At 35.8% G+C, this 21,553-nt stretch carries 24 protein-coding genes; all 24 read right to left on the bottom strand.

The features are described from left to right. Positions 1 to 655: 655 nt before the first annotated feature. The 24 genes from HYN48_RS13715 to HYN48_RS13590 all read right to left on the bottom strand — a co-directional run bounded on the left by HYN48_RS13715 (position 656) and on the right by HYN48_RS13590 (position 21,363). Positions 656 to 1,186, bottom strand: a complete 531-nt coding sequence (locus HYN48_RS13715; RefSeq protein ID WP_108372665.1) for a hypothetical protein — start codon at positions 1,184 to 1,186, stop codon at positions 656 to 658. A gap of 165 nt (positions 1,187 to 1,351) precedes the next feature. Then, positions 1,352 to 1,741 (bottom strand): hypothetical protein, encoded by a 390-nt coding sequence (locus HYN48_RS13710; protein WP_146171807.1) that lies wholly within the window; start codon positions 1,739 to 1,741, stop codon positions 1,352 to 1,354. 150 nt (positions 1,742 to 1,891) lie between these two features. Next, positions 1,892 to 2,464, bottom strand: coding sequence for a hypothetical protein (locus HYN48_RS13705; protein ID WP_108372660.1), 573 nt, complete (start codon positions 2,462 to 2,464; stop codon positions 1,892 to 1,894). Between the two features lie 161 nt (positions 2,465 to 2,625). Continuing rightward, a complete protein-coding gene (locus HYN48_RS13700) occupies positions 2,626 to 3,150 on the bottom strand; it encodes a hypothetical protein (protein WP_146171806.1) in 525 nt (174 codons plus the stop codon). 203 nt (positions 3,151 to 3,353) lie between these two features. Next, the gene (locus HYN48_RS13695; protein WP_108372654.1) at positions 3,354 to 4,058 is read right to left on the bottom strand and encodes a hypothetical protein; all 705 of its coding nucleotides are present in this window, start codon (positions 4,056 to 4,058) and stop codon (positions 3,354 to 3,356) included. A 316-nt stretch (positions 4,059 to 4,374) separates the two neighbouring features. After that, a complete protein-coding gene (locus HYN48_RS15210) occupies positions 4,375 to 4,710 on the bottom strand; it encodes a hypothetical protein (protein WP_146171805.1) in 336 nt (111 codons plus the stop codon). Positions 4,711 to 4,862: 152 nt separating this feature from the next. After that, positions 4,863 to 5,363 carry a hypothetical protein gene (locus tag HYN48_RS13680; protein WP_146171804.1) on the bottom strand — a complete coding sequence of 167 codons (501 nt, stop codon included), beginning with the start codon at positions 5,361 to 5,363 and terminating at the stop codon, positions 4,863 to 4,865. A gap of 403 nt (positions 5,364 to 5,766) precedes the next feature. Then, a complete protein-coding gene (locus HYN48_RS13675; RefSeq protein WP_108372646.1) occupies positions 5,767 to 6,153 on the bottom strand; it encodes a hypothetical protein in 387 nt (128 codons plus the stop codon). Between the two features lie 1,099 nt (positions 6,154 to 7,252). Further along, complete coding sequence (locus HYN48_RS13665; RefSeq protein ID WP_108372642.1) at positions 7,253 to 7,885, bottom strand: GldM family protein; 633 nt, start codon at positions 7,883 to 7,885, stop codon at positions 7,253 to 7,255. Between the two features lie 170 nt (positions 7,886 to 8,055). After that, positions 8,056 to 8,643 carry a hypothetical protein gene (locus HYN48_RS15205; RefSeq protein ID WP_146171803.1) on the bottom strand — a complete coding sequence of 196 codons (588 nt, stop codon included), beginning with the start codon at positions 8,641 to 8,643 and terminating at the stop codon, positions 8,056 to 8,058. A gap of 172 nt (positions 8,644 to 8,815) precedes the next feature. After that, the gene (locus HYN48_RS13655) at positions 8,816 to 9,178 is read right to left on the bottom strand and encodes a hypothetical protein (protein WP_108372638.1); all 363 of its coding nucleotides are present in this window, start codon (positions 9,176 to 9,178) and stop codon (positions 8,816 to 8,818) included. Positions 9,179 to 9,352: 174 nt separating this feature from the next. Beyond that, positions 9,353 to 9,754, bottom strand: a complete 402-nt coding sequence (locus tag HYN48_RS13650) for a hypothetical protein (RefSeq protein WP_146171802.1) — start codon at positions 9,752 to 9,754, stop codon at positions 9,353 to 9,355. 907 nt (positions 9,755 to 10,661) lie between these two features. Then, positions 10,662 to 11,087 carry a hypothetical protein gene (locus HYN48_RS13645; RefSeq protein ID WP_108372634.1) on the bottom strand — a complete coding sequence of 142 codons (426 nt, stop codon included), beginning with the start codon at positions 11,085 to 11,087 and terminating at the stop codon, positions 10,662 to 10,664. 163 nt (positions 11,088 to 11,250) lie between these two features. Beyond that, positions 11,251 to 11,946 carry a hypothetical protein gene (locus HYN48_RS13640; protein ID WP_146171801.1) on the bottom strand — a complete coding sequence of 232 codons (696 nt, stop codon included), beginning with the start codon at positions 11,944 to 11,946 and terminating at the stop codon, positions 11,251 to 11,253. A gap of 634 nt (positions 11,947 to 12,580) precedes the next feature. After that, positions 12,581 to 12,910 (bottom strand): hypothetical protein, encoded by a 330-nt coding sequence (locus tag HYN48_RS13635; RefSeq protein WP_146171800.1) that lies wholly within the window; start codon positions 12,908 to 12,910, stop codon positions 12,581 to 12,583. 680 nt (positions 12,911 to 13,590) lie between these two features. Then, entirely contained in the window at positions 13,591 to 14,097 is a 507-nt protein-coding gene (locus tag HYN48_RS13630) for a CbrC family protein (RefSeq protein WP_108372628.1), read from the bottom strand. A gap of 203 nt (positions 14,098 to 14,300) precedes the next feature. Further along, entirely contained in the window at positions 14,301 to 14,828 is a 528-nt protein-coding gene (locus HYN48_RS13625; protein ID WP_108372626.1) for a DMP19 family protein, read from the bottom strand. A gap of 195 nt (positions 14,829 to 15,023) precedes the next feature. After that, a complete protein-coding gene (locus HYN48_RS13620; protein WP_108372624.1) occupies positions 15,024 to 15,437 on the bottom strand; it encodes a hypothetical protein in 414 nt (137 codons plus the stop codon). A gap of 197 nt (positions 15,438 to 15,634) precedes the next feature. Further along, positions 15,635 to 16,465 (bottom strand): hypothetical protein, encoded by an 831-nt coding sequence (locus tag HYN48_RS13615; protein WP_146171799.1) that lies wholly within the window; start codon positions 16,463 to 16,465, stop codon positions 15,635 to 15,637. A gap of 154 nt (positions 16,466 to 16,619) precedes the next feature. Then, positions 16,620 to 17,051: a hypothetical protein gene (locus HYN48_RS13610; RefSeq protein WP_108372620.1), complete on the bottom strand. Its 432-nt coding sequence runs from the start codon at positions 17,049 to 17,051 to the stop codon at positions 16,620 to 16,622. Between the two features lie 374 nt (positions 17,052 to 17,425). Next, positions 17,426 to 18,286 carry a hypothetical protein gene (locus tag HYN48_RS13605; protein ID WP_108372617.1) on the bottom strand — a complete coding sequence of 287 codons (861 nt, stop codon included), beginning with the start codon at positions 18,284 to 18,286 and terminating at the stop codon, positions 17,426 to 17,428. A gap of 1,154 nt (positions 18,287 to 19,440) precedes the next feature. Then, positions 19,441 to 19,926, bottom strand: a complete 486-nt coding sequence (locus HYN48_RS13600) for a hypothetical protein (RefSeq protein ID WP_146171798.1) — start codon at positions 19,924 to 19,926, stop codon at positions 19,441 to 19,443. Positions 19,927 to 20,105: 179 nt separating this feature from the next. Next, positions 20,106 to 20,735: a hypothetical protein gene (locus HYN48_RS13595; protein WP_108372612.1), complete on the bottom strand. Its 630-nt coding sequence runs from the start codon at positions 20,733 to 20,735 to the stop codon at positions 20,106 to 20,108. Positions 20,736 to 20,895: 160 nt separating this feature from the next. Beyond that, a complete protein-coding gene (locus HYN48_RS13590) occupies positions 20,896 to 21,363 on the bottom strand; it encodes a hypothetical protein (protein ID WP_108372610.1) in 468 nt (155 codons plus the stop codon). Positions 21,364 to 21,553 lie beyond the last annotated feature (190 nt).

Raw genomic sequence — 21,553 nt, 5'->3', positions numbered from 1 at the left:
TTCACGGTTGCCGCTAACGTCCGGCGGCTTCACGTCAGTTGCGGCATTTGGAACTGAGTATTCTCGGCTGGACAAAACGAAGTTATGGAAAAAAGAAGTTCATTTTACAAGGGAAGGAGCAATTGCGTGAAACCGCTGTTACCGGATGTCGCTGCGTAACTTCTCACTTATAAGAGATAATGAATTTATAAAAGAATATGAAAATTTGATTTTACGTTTCTGTAAATTCTTAAACTTATAGAACGTGTAAGAATAGTTGCTCTTAAAAATATTGAGTTATTATCTTATAAACTAACAGTATTATTAGAATTGGCAACGTAATAAGGGCGCCAACCGACCTCTCCATTTCCCAATAGTTTAGCTTTTTGAATTCTCCTTTTCCGAACCTTTTAAACATTGAGACAGATGCAATGACGATTATTAAGAGCAACAGTAGTAGCGTTAAAAGATCAGGTTGTTTTACCACTTTATTTACGTTTGTTATTTTTAAATGCTCCGTTCGCATTTGCGATTTCCGGTAACGTCCGGCGGCTCCACGTCAGTTGCGGCTTTCGGAGCTGAGTACTCTCGGCTGGACGAAACGAAGTTATGAAAAAAGGTGGTTCATTTTACAAAGGTCGCAGCAATTGCGTGGAACCGCTGTTAGCAGCTGCCACTATTTTTTGAATAAATTTTCTAGCCTTTGAAATTCTCCATTTTGACCGAACATTTCAGTATTTCTCTTAGCACCTATCATATAATGTTCACCGCATTGGAAGCAAAGTTTTGAAATGCCTGTAACAATTCCATTTTTTTTAAAAATTAATATGTCTCTATACATTGGTTCGCAAGTAGTACTGGTGATCGATTCTACTTTCCGTTCGCTAAAAATATCAGATATTTCAGGTAATTTGTCTGCAGAGATTTTCCCTTCATTAATATACATCTTATCCAAATCTTTAAAAAAAGCAGAATCATTTAATCGAGCCGGATAATTGGAAAAACTCCAAAAAATGCGGAATATTTTGGGAACATTTGGATCTTCATTTCTGGCACGAGAGATTGCTTCTGTTTCTACATTATTATCAAGTTTATAATGTATAACTTCATCGAAGTTGAAAAACGCTGTTGACTCAGCTATTTTTGGAGTTGATTTTGTACATGCGGTAAAAAGAAGTATGATTGATAAAGATTTGATTGCGTTCATTCTGGGTCGGTTTTTTTGTGGTTGCTGCTAACGTCCGGCGGCTTCACGTCAGTTGCGGCATTTGGAACTGAGTATTCTCGGCTGGACGAAACGAAGTTATGGAAAAAGGTGGTTCATTTTACAAGGGAAGCAGCAATTGCGTGAAACCGCTGTTATGTGTAGTGTTTATTTTTTCTCGGAATACAATTTCTCGGCCTCTTTTTTTGATTTTATAAATATATCTGAGCCAAATTTTTCTTCTACTAATTTAATCATCAAATTTAAGTAGCATTCTTTGTAATCATTGGTTACACAGCCGCCATTATCGGTAATAATTCCGTATTTTTTTAATCTATACTCATTTATATAGTTGGTCAAAGCAGGATTACTATCTGCAACTAAACCATAAGAAGAGCATTTATAAATTCCTTTTTTAAAATCTTTTTTTGCATCTTCAATTCCTTTTTCACAAGTTAGTTTAACCCAAATAAGAGAATCTTTTACACCTTTGCTTTTCTGTTGGCATTGTGCTTCTCCAAAACTGATTAAAAGCATTAGGATAAAAAGTGATTTCATGTCCGGTTCGCAATTAACATTACACATAACGTCCGGCGGCTTCACGTCAGTTGCGGCATTTGGAACTGAGTATTCTCGGCTGGACAGAACGAAGTTATGGAAAAAGGCGGTTCATTTTACAAGAGTAGCAGCAATTGCGTGAAACCGCTGTTATGCACCGTTTTTATTTTTCCGATAGATATTTATTTCACTATTTGTAGCTATTACAAAATATTGTCCGTTATACGAAAAGCCGTATGCTCTTAATTCATAGTCATTAAAAATTCTGTAGCACTCGCCAGCCTCCTCGACGTTGAAAATACTTTTATCATTGGGTTCGAAAATCAAATCAATTATTGGCCAATTTGTCGCCATAAATTGAATACAATCTCCTTCATTATTAGAAAACGGAAGTCCACCACCATGCAATCCGCTTACTATTATTTTTTCTTCAGATAATTTTCCAATTCCCATTGCCCACAAATTGTAAGAATCTATCCAATTCCAATCAGTGTTATTATCTCTTTCTATTAACTCGAATTTGGCGCAATCTATTATGCCTCTTCCCTGACTTGAGACTATGAGCAACAATTCTGGATAGAATTTAGAAAAACCTACTTCACTTAGTCCGCCGACTGCAAAAGTTAATTTTTCCCAGTTTGGCGGCGTATCGACGACTTTAGCTGAATCAACTAGCTTTTGAAGCCTTTGCAAATTTTCGTTATTTCGAGATTGAATGTTCATGGTTTGGTAAAATGGTGCATAACGTCCGGCGGCTTCACGTCAGTTGCGGCTTTTGGAACTGAGTATTCTCGGCTGGACAAGACGAAGTTATGGAAAAAAGAAGTTGATTTTACAAGGAAAGCAGCAATTGCGTGAAACCGCTGTTATGGGCAGTGCTTGTATCATAAATATGTGTTCAAAACTTTCATGTATTCGTCTTTCCACTTTTCAATTGCTTCATGAGTTATAGGTCCACCGGATTTGCATAATTTAATAACTCCATCGACAGTAATTAATGTCAAAGGGTAACCGTTTGCGAATCCTAAATTATTTATTTCTTCCTGCGTTATCATGCAATGTTTGAAATTGAAGGATTTTTTTTCAATCACTTCTAACAGTCTTGTTTTATTTAAATTAGTAACCGATATAAAGTCTACATTCCCGCTATATTTTTTTTGTAATTCATTCAAGGCATCAATTTGACCGAAGCAAGCTTCGCCGCAATCATACCAAAAATAATAAAAGGTGATTCTTGTTGTATCAGCACTATAGAATATCGAGTCGTCCAATTCGCCTGCAACAAATGTAGGCAGCCTTGTTCCAATTTTACTGCTATCCCTCTGCTGAATTCGTTTTGCAATTTCATCTGCGTTTGATCCTACAGGCAACATTTGCTCCTGCGAGTAACCCAAGTTTGCAAATGTCATGCAAAGCCATATAAAGAGATATTTCAAGCTTTTTTTTACGCAATTTTGGTTTAGCATTGCCCATAACGTCCGGCGGCTTCACGTCAGTTGCGGCTTTTGGAACTGAGTACTCTCCGCTGGACGGAACGAAGTTATGGAAAAAAGAAGTTCATTTTACACGAAAAGTAGCAATTGCGTGAAACCGCTGTTAGCAGTAGTCTTTCTCACCTCATAATGCACCTGAATGTAAAAATTTGTTGCCAACTTTCATTTTCAAATTTGAAGAGATAGCTGCAACCACAGCAACTGGAAGTCCTGGAATCCACGTGAATTGACATTAATGCATACTTGTTATCATCTGAGAAGACAGGAGTTGAAAAACTGTAATAAATTTTATCTTCTTCAGCAAAAGTACTTTGATATTCAGCAAAGCATTTTTCAAAATCATCTACCTTTTCGTCTATTTCCCGTTGTTTTCTTTCTTCACTCCAATTTTTATCTATGATTACTATGATTTTGCCAAACGGCTTATCCTTTTCCAAACGATCCAGTTCCTCTTTGGGAGTATCGGAATACAGTACTACTGTAATTCTGCTATATAAATGATACTTTGGTATCTCTTTCGGAGAGATGATTTTTGCTCTTGGGATATTGTAATCGTTCCAATTTAAAGCGTTGACGGAGTCATGTTCAAAAAGTTGGCCAATATGTAAGTCGGGATACTTTTCTGATAATTCCGCTTCCTCAAATCGATCTAAATAAATTTTGTTATTTTCTGCAATGAAACTCGAATCTATTAAATTATAATATCTGAATTCCGGTTTTATTACCGCTTTAGCAGCATCGCTTACAAAGCGGTCAATTTTTGTTTTTTGGCCAAAGCTGTAATTGAATATTAATAGAAGCGAAATTGAAAATTTGTTTATCATGAATGGAATTGAAGATTACTGCTAACGTCCGGCGGCTTCACGTCAGTTGCGGCTTTTGGAACTGAGTACTCTCGGCTGGACAAGACGAAGTTATGGAAAAAGGCGATTCATTTTACAAGGAAAGTAGCAATTGCGTGAAACCGCTGTTATGCGAAGTATTTATATTTCTAGGACACCACTATGTACAAATCTCGTTTCGTCAGATTCATATCTGTACGTTCCTTCGTTCCATTCATTGTTTTTGAAAAGAAGAGATATGGTCATAGGATCAATGTCAGGCCTTACTACATTTTCGATTTGTTTATAGTAGTAATCTTTAAATATAAGTAATTGGATCGCCTTCAATTGGTAAATATGTTTCGTCAATCATGGGATTGCTCTTTAGATGCTCTCTAACAGATGATATAGAAACTTTTGACGTAACAAAATCATTTTTTTTGGTTGAGTAAAATGAAAAAAATGTCATACTTCGTGGAGGAGCAGGGCCGAGGTAATTCGATATTTCCCATAAACATTGAATTTTTTCATATTCATTATAATCAAATTCTTTTTTAAAACGGCGAGAGTTTTTATTGCTAATTTTTTCTGGCCAATCATAATAATGAGGGCGGAGGTATTTCGTACGGTCGCTGTTGGTAATTTTGAAGTTCAATTTCGCAATTCTTGGTTAATATTTCGCATAACGTCCGGCGGCTTCACGTCAGTTGCGGCTTTTGGAACTGAGTATTCTCGGCTGGACAAAACGAAGTTATGGAAAAAAGAAGTTCATTTTACAAAGGAAGTAGCAATTGCGTGAAACCGCTGTTATGCGATGTTTAATTTTATCTTTTGGACTTTGTCGTTTATTGGGATTTCAAAAGTAATAACATTTCCGTTTATTTTTAGGTTCGGTTCAAAGCCCAATCCTTTAGATTGATTATTAAATGCGACTAATCCGTTTGCGCCAGATTCACTTTGCAAAAGTTTTCCGAAAATTAAGTTGTAGTCGTTTAACGATGCATTGGTGTAATAAACCATCTTAATTTGTTTGTCAACAACTAAAACTGGAAATCCATTAAACATTGATAAATCTCTCAAATACAGAATCAAATAATCACGACTCTCGTTTCCATCAAAGTCTGATTTTGAAACAAAAACTTTTGCATTATTTTGTTTTTGATCATTTACGAAAACTTCGCTTTGAGTTTTGCTTCCGACGATTCTTGCCGTTCCTACAACCATTTTTCCGAGCATTGGATTTATAAAAACGATTACTGCACAAAGCAAAACTACTAGACAAAGAATTTTGAGAATCCAATTTTTCATGGGTTGAATTTACGTCGTTTTTGGGCTAAATATCGCATAACGTCCGGCGGCTTCATGTCAGTTGCGGCTTTTGGAACTGAGTACTCTCGGCTGGACAAAACGAAGTTATGGAAAAAGGACGTTCATTTTACAAAGGAAGTAGCAATTGCGTGAAACCGCTGTTATGCGTTGGTTTTAATATTGATCCCAAGACAACGTAAACGTATGTAGTCACAAGCCAATCACCCAAAACCAAATAGGAGCGGAGCTCCAACTTTCAACACAACAAAAATCACGCATAACGTCCGGCGGCTTCACGTCAGTTGCGGCTTTTTGGAACTGAGTGCTCTCGGCTGGACAGAACGAAGTTATGGAAAAAAGAAGTTCATTTTACACTGAAAGTAGCAATTGCGTGAAACCGCTGTTATAGGCTGGCGCAATTGTCGGCATCGAAGTTTTCAATAATGCCCTTTAATTCTTTAAAGTTTTCCGAAAGTGGATTAAGTAATATTTCTTTATTTAATTCAACAACTAACATAGATTCTATTCTGCAGAAGACACGGACATTTTCTTTATAAAAGTGAAAGCTGAGAACATCTAAGTTTGGATTAGAAATATATAGCAAATTTTCTACATAGAAATTCTCTGAGTTATAATATATCGACAATCTAAATAAGCCAGGATCATTTGGAAATACAACTTTCACGGCTTTAGAATTTTCAAATAGGGTATACAAAGTATTATTCCAAATTCCTTGCGATAAGCGAATCTTTAATTTTTCATTATATTCTCCAGTTACATTAATTTGCATCGTGATTTTTTTTGTGCGGTCGGTTAGCGCTTGCCTATAACGTCCGGCGGCTTCACGTCAGTTGCGGCTTTTGGAACTGAGTACTCTCGGCTGGACAAAACGAAGTTATGGAAAAAGGTGGTTCATTTTACAAGAAAAGTAGCAATTGCGTGAAACCGCTGTTATGCGTTGGTTTTAATATAGATCCCAAGACAACGTAAACGTATGTAGTCACAAGCCAATCACCCAAAACCAAATAGGAGCGGAGCTCCAACTTTCAACACAACAAAAATCACGCATAACGTCCGGCGGCTTCACGTCAGTTGCGGCTTTTGGAACTGAGTACTCTCGGCTGGACAAAACGAAGTTATGGAAAAAGGTGGTTCATTTTACAAGAAAAGTAGCAATTGCGTGAAACCGCTGTTATGCGTTGGTTTTAATATAGATCCCAAGACAACGTAAACGTATGTAGTCACAAGCCAATCACCCAAAACCAAATAGGAGCGGAGCTCCAACTTTCAACACAACAAAAATCACGCATAACGTCCGGCGGCTTCACGTCAGTTGCGGCTTTTGGAACTGAGTACTCTCGGCTGGACAAAACGAAGTTATGGAAAAAGCACGTTCATTTTACAAAGGAAGTAGCAATTGCGTGAAACCGCTGTTGTGCGACGTTTTAAAATTTAGTTTCTTTAATAATTATGCGATTTAAAATGGCCTGATAAAGAATTACGAATGGTAGTCCAAGTATTGCGAAAAAAAATGAAGGATAACTGCAGCCAGTTGTATTATTGGAAAGTGAAATCCTATCTAAAGCAACTAAAGATAGAACGATAAGTATTTCGCTTACAAAATAAGTCAACCACTTTTTTGAGTAATCAATTTTATTAAAAATAGTGGAGACAACTATTGGAAAAATTATAAAGACAAGAAAAATAATCATTAGCATAATGTAAGGTTTACTTCGACGCACCAAAAATGTCGCACAACGTCCGGCGGCTTCACGTCAGTTGCGGCTTTTGGAACTGAGTACTCTCGGCTGGACAGAACGAAGTTATGGAAAAAGGTGGTTCATTTTACAAGAGAAGCAGCAATTGCGTGAAACCGCTGTTATGCGAGGTTATAATGTTTCGAACACAAGGTCTTTTAATGGTATTTCGTTTTTACCAAATTGAAATACGATATTGTGGAACATTAGAATATCCCCTGATTCAAGTTTTTCTAATTCATTGTGAATCTCTTCACTGAACTTACTTTTTTCAGATTGTATCCTAATGATTTGATTTGTCTTTTTTATAACAACCATTTCGTATTTTAGGTTACCAGCTCCTGAATCCCAACAAACCAGATCGCGAACCTTTATTTCTAGTCCAGATCGCTTGCTAAAAGAGGGAACATTTTTAATATATTTTTCTGTAACGCCAGCATCAAAACCGGCTACATACGCCTCAACAATCATTTCCTCGACTCTAAAGGTCTTTTTAGTTATTAGTTTTCCATTATTTTTAAAAACGGATATTGTTTCTTCGCCACATTTTTCGGGATAAACTATATATTTACAATCATTTGATTTTATCGAGCCGTTATCAGTTGTTACGTAATATTTTCCGCAACCTAAGTTGTCAATGTCAATCTCAATGGGATTTGGCATAGAATTATATAAAACTATATCGTTGCTGCGGTATATGTGGCAACTTTGTCCTATTGCAATTATAGGAAGTAATAACATGATGTATGATACGGCGTTTTTCATAATCTCGCATAACGTCCGGCGGCTTCACGTCAGTTGCGGCATTTGGAACTGAGTATTCTCGGCTGGACAGAACGAAGTTATGGAAAAAGTGGTTACATTTTACAAGGGAAGTAGCAATTGCGTGAAACCGCTGTTAGCAGCTGCCGCTTGAATTAAAAAATTCTTCAATTTTACTGGGATCGCAACTTAATTTCCTTTGTATATTTTGTAAATGTTACTTTCGCATGTTGTTTATCACTAGAAATATTTAAGAAAATTGAATTATCATTTTCACCAATAAAATCAACATTTTTAATTTCCCACGGGTCAATAGTTTTCGTGCTGTCTACGGGAATACTTTTGTTCAATAAGGTGATGATTTCTTTTTCAAAAGGAAAAGTTTGTTCGTCAATATTCATTACTGGTCTACCTAGAAATCCATATTGTATAACTTCAAATCGATATTTATCTGATATTTTTTTATTGTAGTATAGTCCTTGGCCCGTTGAAGATAAAATTATGGCTACAAAAGGCATTGCCATTGGTAATACAGATAATAAAATAATAGCACACAAAAAATAGAAATATCTGCGAATCCATAATCTTTTCCAAAATGCACTCACTAAATAAAGAGTTGCACAAAACCAAATCCAAAACAATATTCTATCAAACCAATACCCAGAAATCGTTACTTTAATTAAGAAGTATAAAAACAAATCGGCATATAATAAAAATGTAATTATGAGATATGATAAGATTGTATTTTCAAAGTCTTTCATTGATTTACGTTTCGTTCATTTTGCGGTTGCTGCTAACGTCCGGCGGCTTCACGTCAGTTGCGGCTTTTGGAACTGAGTACTCTCGGCTGGACAAAACGAAGTTATGGAAAAAGGTCGTTCATTTTACAAGAGAAGGAGCAATTGCGTGAAACCGCTGTTAGCGGCTGTAGTTTTATTTGCAATATTTGTCAGCAAGAATCCAAGCTTTGCTCCAGTCAGATGACTTTAAACCATATTTATTAATTACAGTGTCTATTTTTCTCTCAATTAGTCTCTCTACGTACTTATCATGTTGGGCAATTGAATTTGGATATCTTTTGTCTGCTAGATTTTTCGCATTTTTCTTAATTTTTAATCTAATTTCTTTGATTTCACAAATACTAATATTCTTGCTTTTTAAATATTCAACAAATGCTTTGTATTTGATATCATCATTTTTGGCATCACTGCTAGTTTTCTCTGCATTCCTTGGGTCCTTACAATTGGAAAATATCAGAAACGATACAAGTAAAAGGAAACGAACTGATATTTTCATGATTTCTATTGTTTTCAACGATTCTCGGGACTATTGCCGCTAACGTCCGGCGGCTTCACGTCAGTTGCGGCTTTCGAAGCTGAGTACTCTCGGCTAGACAAAACGAAGTTATGGAAAAAGATGTTTCATTTTACAAGGGAAGCAGCAATTGCGTGAAACCGCTGTTATGCGAGGTTAAGGTTTTTGATATACAAATTCAATATTTTCAGATTTACAGCCTCTTTTTTGACCAAAAAAATAGTTACTTAAATCAGGGCAGCTAATGATTATCACATCTGCTAAAATTTCGCCATAAATTTCTTTTTTCCTTGTGCTTGGCAATATATCGCTTTCTACATTTTCAAGAATTAAATTGTTGTCTTCAATCTTAAAATTGCCGAGATTAGATTTTTTTTGCGAGATTCCAGATGCAATATAAATTTTTACCGATTTGTTTTGGTTGTCGAAATCTATTTCATAAAAAATGCGATTATCCTTTGCAATATATTTTCCGCTTTTAATTCCAGGTTTTTGAGCACAAGAAATAAATAGAGTCAAAAAAGTCAATAAAATTAGTTTTTTAGCAAATGTTGTCATTTACGTGATTTTGGGTTTAATCTCGCATAACGTCCGGCGGCTTCACGTCAGTTGCGGCTTTTGGAACTGAGTAGTCTCGGCTAGACAGAACGAAGTTATGGAAAAAGCAGTTACATTTTAAAAGAAAAGTAGCAATTGCGTGAAGCCGCTGTTACCGGATGTCGCTGCTTAAATTTATACTTTTTCAAGAGAGCAAAACATTGAATTTATACTTTAAGTTTCTATAATATTATTAACAAATTTAATGTGTTTAAGAATAATGTATTTAAAAGTATTGAGTTATTATTTTGTAGACTAACAATGTTATTATGATGGGCAAGGTTATAAGCCAACCAATCGACCTTTCCATTTCCCAATAGTTTAACTTTTTGAAATCCCCTTTTCTGAATGATTTAAACGTCGGGATAGATATAAATATAATAATGAAAAGTAATAATAGTAGCGTTAAAAGGTCAGGTTGTTTTTCCATTTTATTACGTATATTATTTCTGAGGCTTCCGTTCGCATTTGCGATTTCCGGTAACGTCCGGCGGCTTCACGTCAGTTGCGGCATTTGGAACTGAGTATTCTCGGCGTGGACAAAACGAAGTTATGGAAAAAAGAAGTTCATTTTACAAATGAAGCAGCAATTGCGTGAAACCGCTGTTATGCGTTGGTTTTAATATTGATCCCAAGACAACGTAAACGTATGTAGTCACAAGCCAATCACCCAAAACCAAATAGGAGCGGAGCTCCAACTTTCAACACAACAAAAATCACGCATAACGTCCGGCGGCTTCACGTCAGTTGCGGCTTTTGGAACTGAGTATTCTCGGCTGGACAGAACGAAGTTATGGAAAAAAGAAGTTCATTTTACAAGGGAAGTAGCAATTGCGTGAAACCGCTGTTACCTGCAGGCGTGTGGTTACTAGAGACTTATAAAGTAAGCGATTCTTTCGTTTGGCTTCAAGTCTTTTCTATTGTAATAGTAAACCGTGTCTGTATTGAATGAAATTGATTTTGCTGCAATTATGAAATTACTTTTAAAGTCTTCAGCTTTTAACGTAAACAAATGATATCCTTGCTCGATTTCATAAGTTAAATTCAGCAGATGCTGGTCTTCTGGAATTGAAAATACAGTTGATTTATTGTCAGTTTTTAATTGTGCAAAAATTCCGGACACAAAAAATACATCCTCAAATATTATTTCTAAAGTGTGATAGTAAGTCAGATTCTCACTTCCAGCTAAAATTAATTTCTTCGTATCATAACTAAAAACATGAAAGTCAAAAAATAGATTGTCACGAATTAATGAGTCTATTTTTTCAACGGTCAATTCAAGATGGTTCTTCATTTGTTTCAAGTTCGGTTTACGCTTGCAGGTAACGTCCGGCGGCTTCACGTCAGTTGCGGCTTTTGGAACTGAGTACTCTCGGCTGGACAGAACGAAGTTATGGAAAAAGATGTTTCATTTTACAAGGGAAGCAGCAATTGCGTGAAACCGCTGTTACCAGCAGTTATTTCAATCGTAGTTTTTCCTTTAAATATTCGAAACCAGACCAAAAAGACGACGGCTCTGGAAGTGAATAAATTTCATCATTATACTCAAGTGTATTTATGCCTCCTCCAGTACTTGAAAACGTGACAGGTAAAACACTTCTTAATTCTTTTTCATAGTTGATTAAAAATACTAATTCAGATCTTTTAATCTTTCTTTTTCTGTTTTTGTAAATCAAATACAAATTTCCTTTCTTTTTTACAATGGCAAGAGAATCTTTTCCACTATTAAAACAACCTGAGAAAGTATATTTTAGATTTATTTTCTCACCATTTTCAATTCGATTAAATGCCAAATTCAAATTTCTTTTGGCTAGACTATCACTCATAATATCTATACAAAGATTCATCTCATATATAGACGAATTACCTTCTTTATTTGGAATAACAATTTCTTTTGAAACGTTTTCACCAAAAAAAGTTTTATATTTTGCTTTGTAAATTCCGCTTTCGATATTTTCTAAATATGTAAAATCTTTGAAACTTAATGTTTTATATATACTGTCATTTCTATAAATCGTAATATCATCAAATCCAAAATTACTGTCGTTATCGGTTTTACAATGAATTAGATTTATAGACAGCGAATTTTGTGAGTAAGCCGAATACCCATACGTCAAGAGGACAATAAACATTAATTTCAACGATTTTTCCATAATTGCTGGTAACGTCCGGCGGCTTCACGTCAGTTGCGGCTTTTGGAACTGAGTACTCTCGGCTGGACAGAACGAAGTTATGGAAAAAGCGGTTACATTTTACAAGAGGAGGAGCAATTGCGTGAAACCGCTGTTATGTGGGGCGCGACACACTCGCAAATCACACAACGTAACCACAAAGAAAGTCATCTTTAGTTTTTGAATTTTTCAAAAGTTAGGCTGGCACAATTCAACGCAACAAGTTTTTTAAATACATTTTCAACGCAAAGAAGATCGACAAAGACTTTCCGCAGCTATTGCGCCTGATTGCGTCCAGCAGAGAACTCTCGGCCAGGAGATGCGAAAATAAAAAGACAAAATTTCCGGCGACTCTAACATAACGTAACCACAACGCTGAGCCGTGAAAAATAGGGGATAAGTGAAATTTACTCGAACACAAGCCGAACTTCTCAACATACGCGATACGTTCATTCGGAGCACGGAGCGACCACACATAACGTCCGGCGGCTTCACGTCAGTTGCGGCTTTTGGAACTGAGTATTCTCGGCTGGACAGAACGAAGTTATGGAAAAAGGTGGTTCATTTTACAAGGAAAGTAGCAATTGCGTGAAACCGCTGTTATGGGCAGTTTCTCTTATTTTATTTGAAGCGATTTAGTTATTGATTTCAATTCTTCAACAGATTTATAACCTCCGTTTATTTCTGGATCTGCAATTTCGAAAACTACTTCTTTTACTTTGTTATTTTCAAATTCTAAGTTTTCTACCAATGTTAAGCAATCGCATATATAAGCAAGTTCTATATTATTTAAAGAGCCGTTTAAAGTTTGATTAATTAAATTCAATAAGCCTTGAGTATTTAAAAATGTTGACTCATCTTCAATAAAATGCAAACTAATTGTTGAGCCGGTTTTTTGCATGAGTTTTTCATATGCGAAGACCTCGGCATTAATTTCAGTTTTCAATAGCTGAATTTTGGACCCGTCTTTCAGAATTTTATTTAGTGTTGATGCGTTCATTTTGGTTGAAATTGCCCATAACGGCTGCGGCTTCACGTCAGTTGCGGCTTTTGGAACTGAGTACTCTCGGCTGGACAAAACGAAGTTATGGAAAAAGATGTTTCATTTTACAAAGAAAGCAGCAATTGCGTGAAACCGCTGTTACAGGCTGTTGCGACACAAGCGCAAAATCACACAAAGTAACCACAAAGAATTTCCACTGCAATTGATTTTGAGATTTTTGAAATATAGTTTTGATGAAAACTTTCGTTCGCAATTTCAATAAAATAAATTGACAAAGACTTAAGCAGCATTGCAACCCAATTGAGCTTCGCTGAGATTTCTCGGCAAGAGGAAACGTAATTGTAATTGAAAAAAAATCCCGGCTAAGGTTTCAAAGCTGAACCACAAAGTTGCTCTTTGAAAAGTAGGAGAGAAGTCAATTTGAGATTACACAAGCTGAGCCGTTCAATTTACGAAAATCGTCATTTCGGGCACGGAGCAATTGCCTGTAACGTCCGGCGGCTTCACGTCAGTTGCGGCATTTGGAACTGAGTATTCTCGGCGAGACAGAACGAAGTTATGGAAAAAGAAGTTCATTTTAAAAGGAAAGTAGCAATTGCGTGAAACCGCTGTTAGCGGTAGTGCTAATCGTCAAAATAAATTCTGTGTTTGCCGCAATGTAAACATTGAAATACGTAGCCGTCAAGTTCTTTTTTTTTTAAGCTTTTGACAACTTCATCTACATCGAAACCGCTATATTCAATATCCTCGATTAAGTCGTCAATGATTGGTTTAACTAACTCTGGTTTTGCGTAACCAATAAAAGCACATAAGTCTTCGCAATGCGCTAACCAATTTTCTTGTTGAATCGCACAAAATCCAGGAGTTCGTTGTGAAACCTCAATAATTGCCGATTCATTTTCAACATCATCCACACTTGCAGAATCTTGGAATTCTCCGTCAAATTTTTCTGATGCTTTTCCATCTTTGATACACCACGGACAAATATCTTCGATTTCTTCTTCAGCGTAAAATGGTCCGTCGTAGCGATATTCACGCTTTTCTCCACAACATTCACAGACAATGTTTTCTTGCACAATGATATCCAGCTTGTATGCATTTGGATTGTATTTGAATATTGGTAATTCCATAATTTATTTTTAAGATTTATCTTTGTTGATGTCTTTGATTTCGCCCGTTCGCGGCAGCATTACCGCTAACGTCCGGCGGCTTCACGTCAGTTGCGGCTTTTGGAACTGAGTATTCTCGGCTGGACAAAACGAAGTTATGGAAAAAAGAAGTTCATTTTACACGGAACGTAGCAATTGCGTGAAACCGCTGTTACCGGCAGGACTTAAATTAAGTTCAGAAATTCATTTGTGTTTTGTTTCGCATATTTTTCAATCAATGACATCGTGTTGTCATGCATTTCAAAATACTTTAAATCTAAATCTTCAAATTCACTCAACTCATTATATAGTTTTTCAAAATCTTCTTGCGAATTTCCAGCTTCAAATTTCTCTCTATTTTTTGAATAAATTTTATCTGCATTTTCGACAAGGCTAACCATTTGTTGATCGCCGATTAATTTCAAGCCTTTTAAAATCGCGGGTAAGTATCTACGGTTTTCATTCCAATAGAATTGTATAAAACCTCCGTTTGTAACTTCACCGTCTAGATACCAAAAGAAGTAAAGCGCTTTTTGTCCTGGAGAAAATCTTTTTGACAATTCTTTTTCACTTTCCTTATCGGCAGCTATATTTATAGGCTCTAAAATCGCCCAGCCAAAATCCCAAGAGTCTAAGGTTTCAAATTCAGATATATCGAAGTTAGGTTTTAAGTGATTTTCTTTGTCAAATGTATCGTAAAGTTCTGTCATCATGGTTGATTTAAGTTCGGCGCGCTAGTCTTGCCGGTAACGTCCGGCGGCTTCACGTCAGTTGCGGCTTTCGAAGCTGAGTACTCTCGGCTGGACAAAACGAAGTTATGGAAAAAGGTCGTTCATTTTACACGGAAAGTAGCAATTGCGTGAAACCGCTGTTGTGCGATCGGCGATTTCTTTACCCGAATGAACAAATTAGTAAATACGGCTGACAAATCTTTTTTCTTTGTCACTATTCCATTGTACCTGGTATGTTCTCCCGTCCATTTGATCAAGTAATATAAAATTATACATGTTCTTTGTAGGATAAAGTGTAAATCTTCCATTTACCTCCTCTGTTGTCAATACAAGTGAATCTGAATTTAAAATCAATTCACCTTCAAACTCACCTTCTGTTATGGTAAAATGTACTTGCCACATTTTTCCATTTCGGGTATCCAACTTAATAAAAGTCCAATAGTTTTCAGTTGGGAATAATCGATAAATTGGATTTTCAACTTGCTTTTCTGTCTGTTTTGTTACAGGTGAATTATTTTGTTGCGTTTGTCCTTGTGAACGAAAAACAAATAAAATTAGGAAAGTTATCACTATGTAATTTCTTATAGCCATAATAGTGTTACATGTTAGTCAAATAATATTCTCTTATACGCTTTGGTTTCACGCACCGGTTTTCGCTGTCGCACAACGTCCGGCGGCTTCACGTCAGTTGCGGCTTTTGGAACTGAGTACTCTCGGCTGGACCAAACGAAGTTATGGAAAAAAGAAGTTCATTTTACACGAAAAGCAGCAATTGCGTGAAACCGCTGTTATAAGCTGTATCTTTTTACTTTATCGGTACGGTTATTTTCTTTCCAATCAATTATTGATGTTTTGTGGTTATTTAGATTATGATGAATGTATGAAGAATATTTATATGGTATGAGAGTATATGCAAAATTTGATTTTTCAACTCGATAAATGTAAACCCCTGTGCAATATAAAAGTTCATCAACATAGTTTGGCTTAATTCCGTAGTTCGAGTACTTTAGTCCGGAAGCAACACTTGGATAAATTAGACAACCAGTATCATCGTCATTTAAAAGAATGTTGCTGAAAGCTATTGTCAGTTTGTATTGAAAATCATTGTGAGGTAATATTTTTTCTTGGAATTTTGAGCCTATAAACTTTTCAATATTTCTATCTCTTTCATTTTGGTATTGATAATTCTGTAAAATACTATCACTGTGAGAATATCTTTTAAGAGTTTCAATGCCTGCAAATTGGCAACGAATTTTAGTGTTTTCAATTTTTGGATCGAAAGTTCCAACCATTACCAAATCTTTGTGATTAGGATTTAACTCTTTTAAAGTTGCTTCAAAGTAATTTGAACAGTAAAAAAAATTTTGTCCTTTATCATTACATCTACCAAAAGTCTGATAAGAAGAATCTATTTCTGACCAATCGGGATAATAAATACATTTTACAGTTTCTAAATCCCTTTCTTCAATATTTGTAACTATTCTTGCTCTAAAAAAACTTGTCGAAATACTCATTGTTGGTCGAGAATGACCTAAAATAATTCTAGAAAGTACAGCTTCAATTTCAGAAACTGAAGTTTTTTTCAGGTCAAAGTTTGGTATTTCGTTGTTTTTTGTCACGTTCGCAGTGATATAGCTTATAACGTCCGGCGGCTTCACGTCAGTTGCGGCATTTGGAACTGAGTACTCTCGGCTGGACAGAACGAAGTTATGGAAAAAAGAAGTTCATTTTACAAGGGAAACAGCAATTGCGTGAAACCGCTGTTACCAGCAGTTATATTTTTCCTGGACCGCAATAGATATTTTTCTTTCTTGATAAATTTCTTACCCAAAATTTTTTCTTTCCAATATTTTGATCAAGTAAGTATTCATTAAATATTTTAATTTCCCAATGATAATACTTTGTTTCAGAGATTTTTAAGTCATAAATTTCTTTTGAATTGTTTCCATTACTTGCTACTTCATCACATATTGCAATTGCAAATATTTTATTACCGAATTGTTTTTTGTCTTCGTCATTGACAACATCAAATTCTAAAACGACCGCGTCTCTTTTATAATCTGCGGAGTCACAAATTTTGTTGTTTTCGATAGAGTTAATTGGTTTTACTTTTATGATAAATTCATCTATCGAAACAGTCTTTTCTTGCGCATTTAAAAAAGTGCTTAAAAGTATAAAAGTTAAAATTGTGTGCGTTCGTTTCATAATTGCTGGTAACGTCCGGCGGCTTCACGTCAGTTGCGGCTTTTGGAACTGAGTATTCTCGGCAGGACAGAACGAAGTTATGGAAAAAGCGGTTACATTTTACAAGAAAAGCAGCAATTGCGTGAAACCGCTGTTATGCGTTGGTTTTAATATTGATCCCAAGACAATGTAAACGTATGTAGTCACAAGCCAATCACCCAAAACCAAATAGGAGCGGAGCTCCAACTTTCAACACAACAAAAATCACGCATAACGTCCGGCGGCTTCACGTCAGTTGCGGCTTTCGGAGCTGAGTATTCTCGGCTGGACAGAACGAAGTTATGGAAAAAGGTCGTTCATTTTACAAAGTGAGCAGCAATTGCGTGAAACCGCTGTTATAGCCAGTACTTCGTTGTCCAACGACTTAATTTCAATTTCGATTTTGCTTCACCGTTTATTTTAGCATATTGAGCTTTAAAAGGAAGAAGTGATTTTAAAGTAATCCAGCCAAATCCAATGTATTTTTTTGGCTCATATTGTTTATATATTGGAAGTTTTCCTAAGACTTCGATTTCTACACCATGGTTTTTAAATATCAAAGCTGAAAAACTTCCAATTTGTGGTTGGTCAACCCACTTACTTTTTAGAGTCGTCCCCTCAAAACTAATATCATTATAACGCTTAATATAAATATAAGCTTTTTTAAAATCTGCAATAGAAGGTTTTTCAGGTTTATCAATTGTTGTTACGGCGATGTAATTTACACCAGCTATTGTTTGTTTTTCCTCAGTCAGTACAAATGCGCCACCATAATTACCATTATTCATGATGTAAGTCAAACAGTCGCCTTTTTCAAAGATTGAATCATATAATTTTTTCTTTTGCGGCTTTCTAGGCTTTTCTTTAACTGTTTGAAGTTTTTCAAGAAAACTATTTAATGCTTTTTCTCTTTTCTTTAAATCATTGGGTGATGCATCTAAGTGTTTCCACACATTCAAATCATCGCCAGAATTAATAATTTGCTTAACTCTAGCTAAAATGTCTTCGTCAAGCGATTTACATTCCCATTGTGCCTTAGCTAATGCAAACCAGAAATTATTACAATCTTCAGCTGTATCGATTGTATCCTGATTTTCTGCAATAATTTTTTCTGTTATCTGAATGACAGAAAATCCGTCGTTGTATAAATCAAAAAAATCCTGATAAATATCGGTAAATGTATCATTTGAACTTATTCCTGTACCCCAAGCTCCCATTAATTATTTTTTGAATGTGTCTTTTTACGCAATTTTGGTTAGTATTGGCTATAACGTCCGGCGGCTTCACGTCAGTTGCGGCATTTGGAACTGATTACTCTCGGCTGGACAGAACGAAGTTATGGAAAAAGGTGGTTCCTTTTACAAGGAGAGTAGCAATTGCGTGAAACCGCTGTTAGCCGACGTTCAATATGTATCAATGAATTAGAATAAATCCAACGAAATAAATCCACAAGAAAATTGGAGTCAAGCTTAAAAGCAGCCAAATTATTTTTTGATTAAATCTTTCTTTCCAGATAAACATGATATAAATAGAGTTCCAAACCGACAATGTCAACGCTAAGAAATGAAAAATATAACCACTAATCCAACCTGTATGATAAATCCATCGATACTCACCAATGTATCTGAAGCGCTCAGTAGACGCAGGACTTACTAAAGCCAGCACTAGTAAAATTACAGTTATAATCGAAGTAATTCTGTAGTTTTTAATTATCATTTATCTAGATTTCCGTTCCGTTCGAGGCTGAATGTCGGCTAACGTCCGGCGGCTTCACGTCAGTTGCGGCTTTCGAAGCTGAGTATTCTCGGCTGGACAGAACGAAGTTATGGAAAAAGGTGGTTCATTTTACAAGGGAAGCAGCAATTGCGTGAAACCGCTGTTACAGGCTGTTGCGACACAAACGCAAAATCACACAAAGTAACCACAAAGAATTTCTACTGCAATAGTTTTTTTGAGATCCATGTTAAAGTTTAGAATTTTGAAAAGGAAATTTTCAGCATTTTTCAAGACAAAGAAATTGACAAAGACTTAAGCAGCAATACAGCCCGATTGAGCTTCGCAGAGATTTCTCGGCGAGAAGAAAAGTAAATGGAGATCAGAAAATCCCGACTAAGGTTTCAAAGCTGAGCCACAAAGTTCCTCTTTGAAAAATAGGAGAGAAGTTAATTTGAGATTACGCAAGCCGAGCCGTTCAATTACGAAAATCGTCATTTCGGGCACGGAGCAATTGCCTGTAACGTCCGGCGGCTTCACGTCAGTTGCGGCATTTGGAACTGAGTACTCTCGGCTGGACCGAACGAAGTTATGGAAAAAAGAAGTTCATTTTACACGGTAAGCAGCAATTGCGTGAAGCCGCTGTTATATGCCGGCTTTATTTTTGGTTTGGTTCGCCATACTTACCAAATTCAGGTTTAGAAATTTTATATTGGATATTCTTAGGATTTCGAATTTTATAGATTACTCTGGCTACTTCAACTTCTGGACACACGACATTATTCAACTGTATCAATTTTAGATTTAACGAATCACCTTTTATATCAAAATCGCCAGCATACTCAATACAGCCTGTCATTGTCGATAAATAAGAAATGTAAATCTCATCTCTGGTATATTTTATCGTGTCAATTTCAAGATTGAACTTTCTTGAACTAAGTTTCGTAAAGTTTCTGTTCGTTCTGTCTTCTTTGGATAAATTGTATTTAAGATCGAAAGAAATAAGATTAGGACTTGGTTTATGTGTTTTTCTGGTAATTCCTAAATCAACTTTCTTTTCAGTGCATGAAGCAACTATAAAAAGTGAAACTATAAAAAGTGAAACTATAAAAAGCGAAACGACAAAAAATACTCTTCGTTTCATTTTTTGGAAGTTGATTTTAGGTACATCGCGCATAAGCTGGCATATAACGTCCGGCGGCTTCACGTCAGTTGCGGCTTTTGGAACTGAGTACTCTCGGCTGGACAGAACGAAGTTATGGAAAAAGAACGTTCATTTTACACGGAAGCAGCAATTGCGTGAAACCGCTGTTAGCAGCTGGCTTAGTGATGGAGTCGATTAGTTTTTTTTAACGCCGAAATCAAACTTGGATATTCATTTATCTTTGTCAAAATAGGTTTCCACTTTTCGTATCCTGCATTTTGCCTAATCACAAAATTTTTATCGTGAGCAGTTTTATCATCATGTTTAAAATAATCATAACCGATGTAATTCCAATTATAAATGTATGAAGAGATATTACTTCTAAAATATCCAGTAAGGCATGGTTTTCTATTGACACAGATTACAAATTGAATTCCAAATTTCATGTTAGGTTTTAGACTTTCTATTTTTTTCTCTCCAGAAGTTGAGAGTAAAAATTCACTTTTAGACAAGTTAAGTCCTAAAACTTCATTGTCTTCTATTAATGGTTTTTTGGAAATATCCTTATCAATAACATCGAATTTCCCACCATAAATGAACTGCTTTTTCAATGTATCATAATTCGCTTTTGCTTGCGACGTTATCTCTTCTTCAATAGGAAGATTTTGTTTTTTTGCATATTCAATCAATGAAACTCCCTCGCTGCTCCTGATCCTTTCTTTTAATAAATAAATTTCAATTTTGTCCTCAGCATTTTTGCATGAAAAAAAGATTAAAAAAGAAGATAAGATTACCAGAATGTTTTTCATCGTGTCGTGGGTTAAAGCTTGCTGCTAACGTCCGGCGGCTTCACGTCAGTTGCGGCTTTTGGAACTGAGTACTCTCGGCTGGACAGAACGAAGTTATGGAAAAAGGTGGTTCATTTTACAAGGGAAGCAGCAATTGCGTGAAACCGCTGTTAGCGGCAGTTTAAATTAGTGTGTCGAAATCTGTTATAATAGCGCGCATCAACTTCTCTCCATGTTCTCCAAGATCTTTATTACTGAGTCCCAAATCGGCTCTCATGTGCTTTAAAACTTCGGTTAACTTTTTTATATGTTCAGCATTTTGATTAGGATCATTACTGTCAAATATATAAATATACTGCATATAGTTGCTAAAAGCGTTTACGACATTTGGTGGCGCAAAAAGTATATTTTTTTTATAAAAATCATAAAGTCTTGATATATCAAAAGCTTTTTGCTTTTTATTGTTAGTACCAGCAAAGATATCTATTATAATATTTACAAAATCTTGATAAGCCTGTCGTCTTTCTCTTGCATTCTCGTTGAATAATTCTCTTTTTTTATCTAAATATCTTTTCAGAAGAAAACCTATTCCACCACCAGCAAGCGGAAGTAAAATTGTAATTAAGACTTCGATTCCTTTTTCCGTCATTTTATGTATGTATAAGGTTTGGATAAATTGCCGCTAACGTCCGGCGGCTTCACGTCAGTTGCGGCTTTTGGAACTGAGTACTCTCGGCTGGACAAAACGAAGTTATGGAAAAAGATGTTTCATTTTACAAGGCAAGCAGCAATTGCGTGAAACCGCTGTTGTGCGCAGGCTTAATTTTTAACGCTCTTTT

The organism is Flavobacterium magnum (assembly GCF_003055625.1).
Classification (GTDB): domain Bacteria; phylum Bacteroidota; class Bacteroidia; order Flavobacteriales; family Flavobacteriaceae; genus Flavobacterium; species Flavobacterium magnum.
This window is presented reverse-complemented; position numbering and strand designations above follow the sequence as displayed.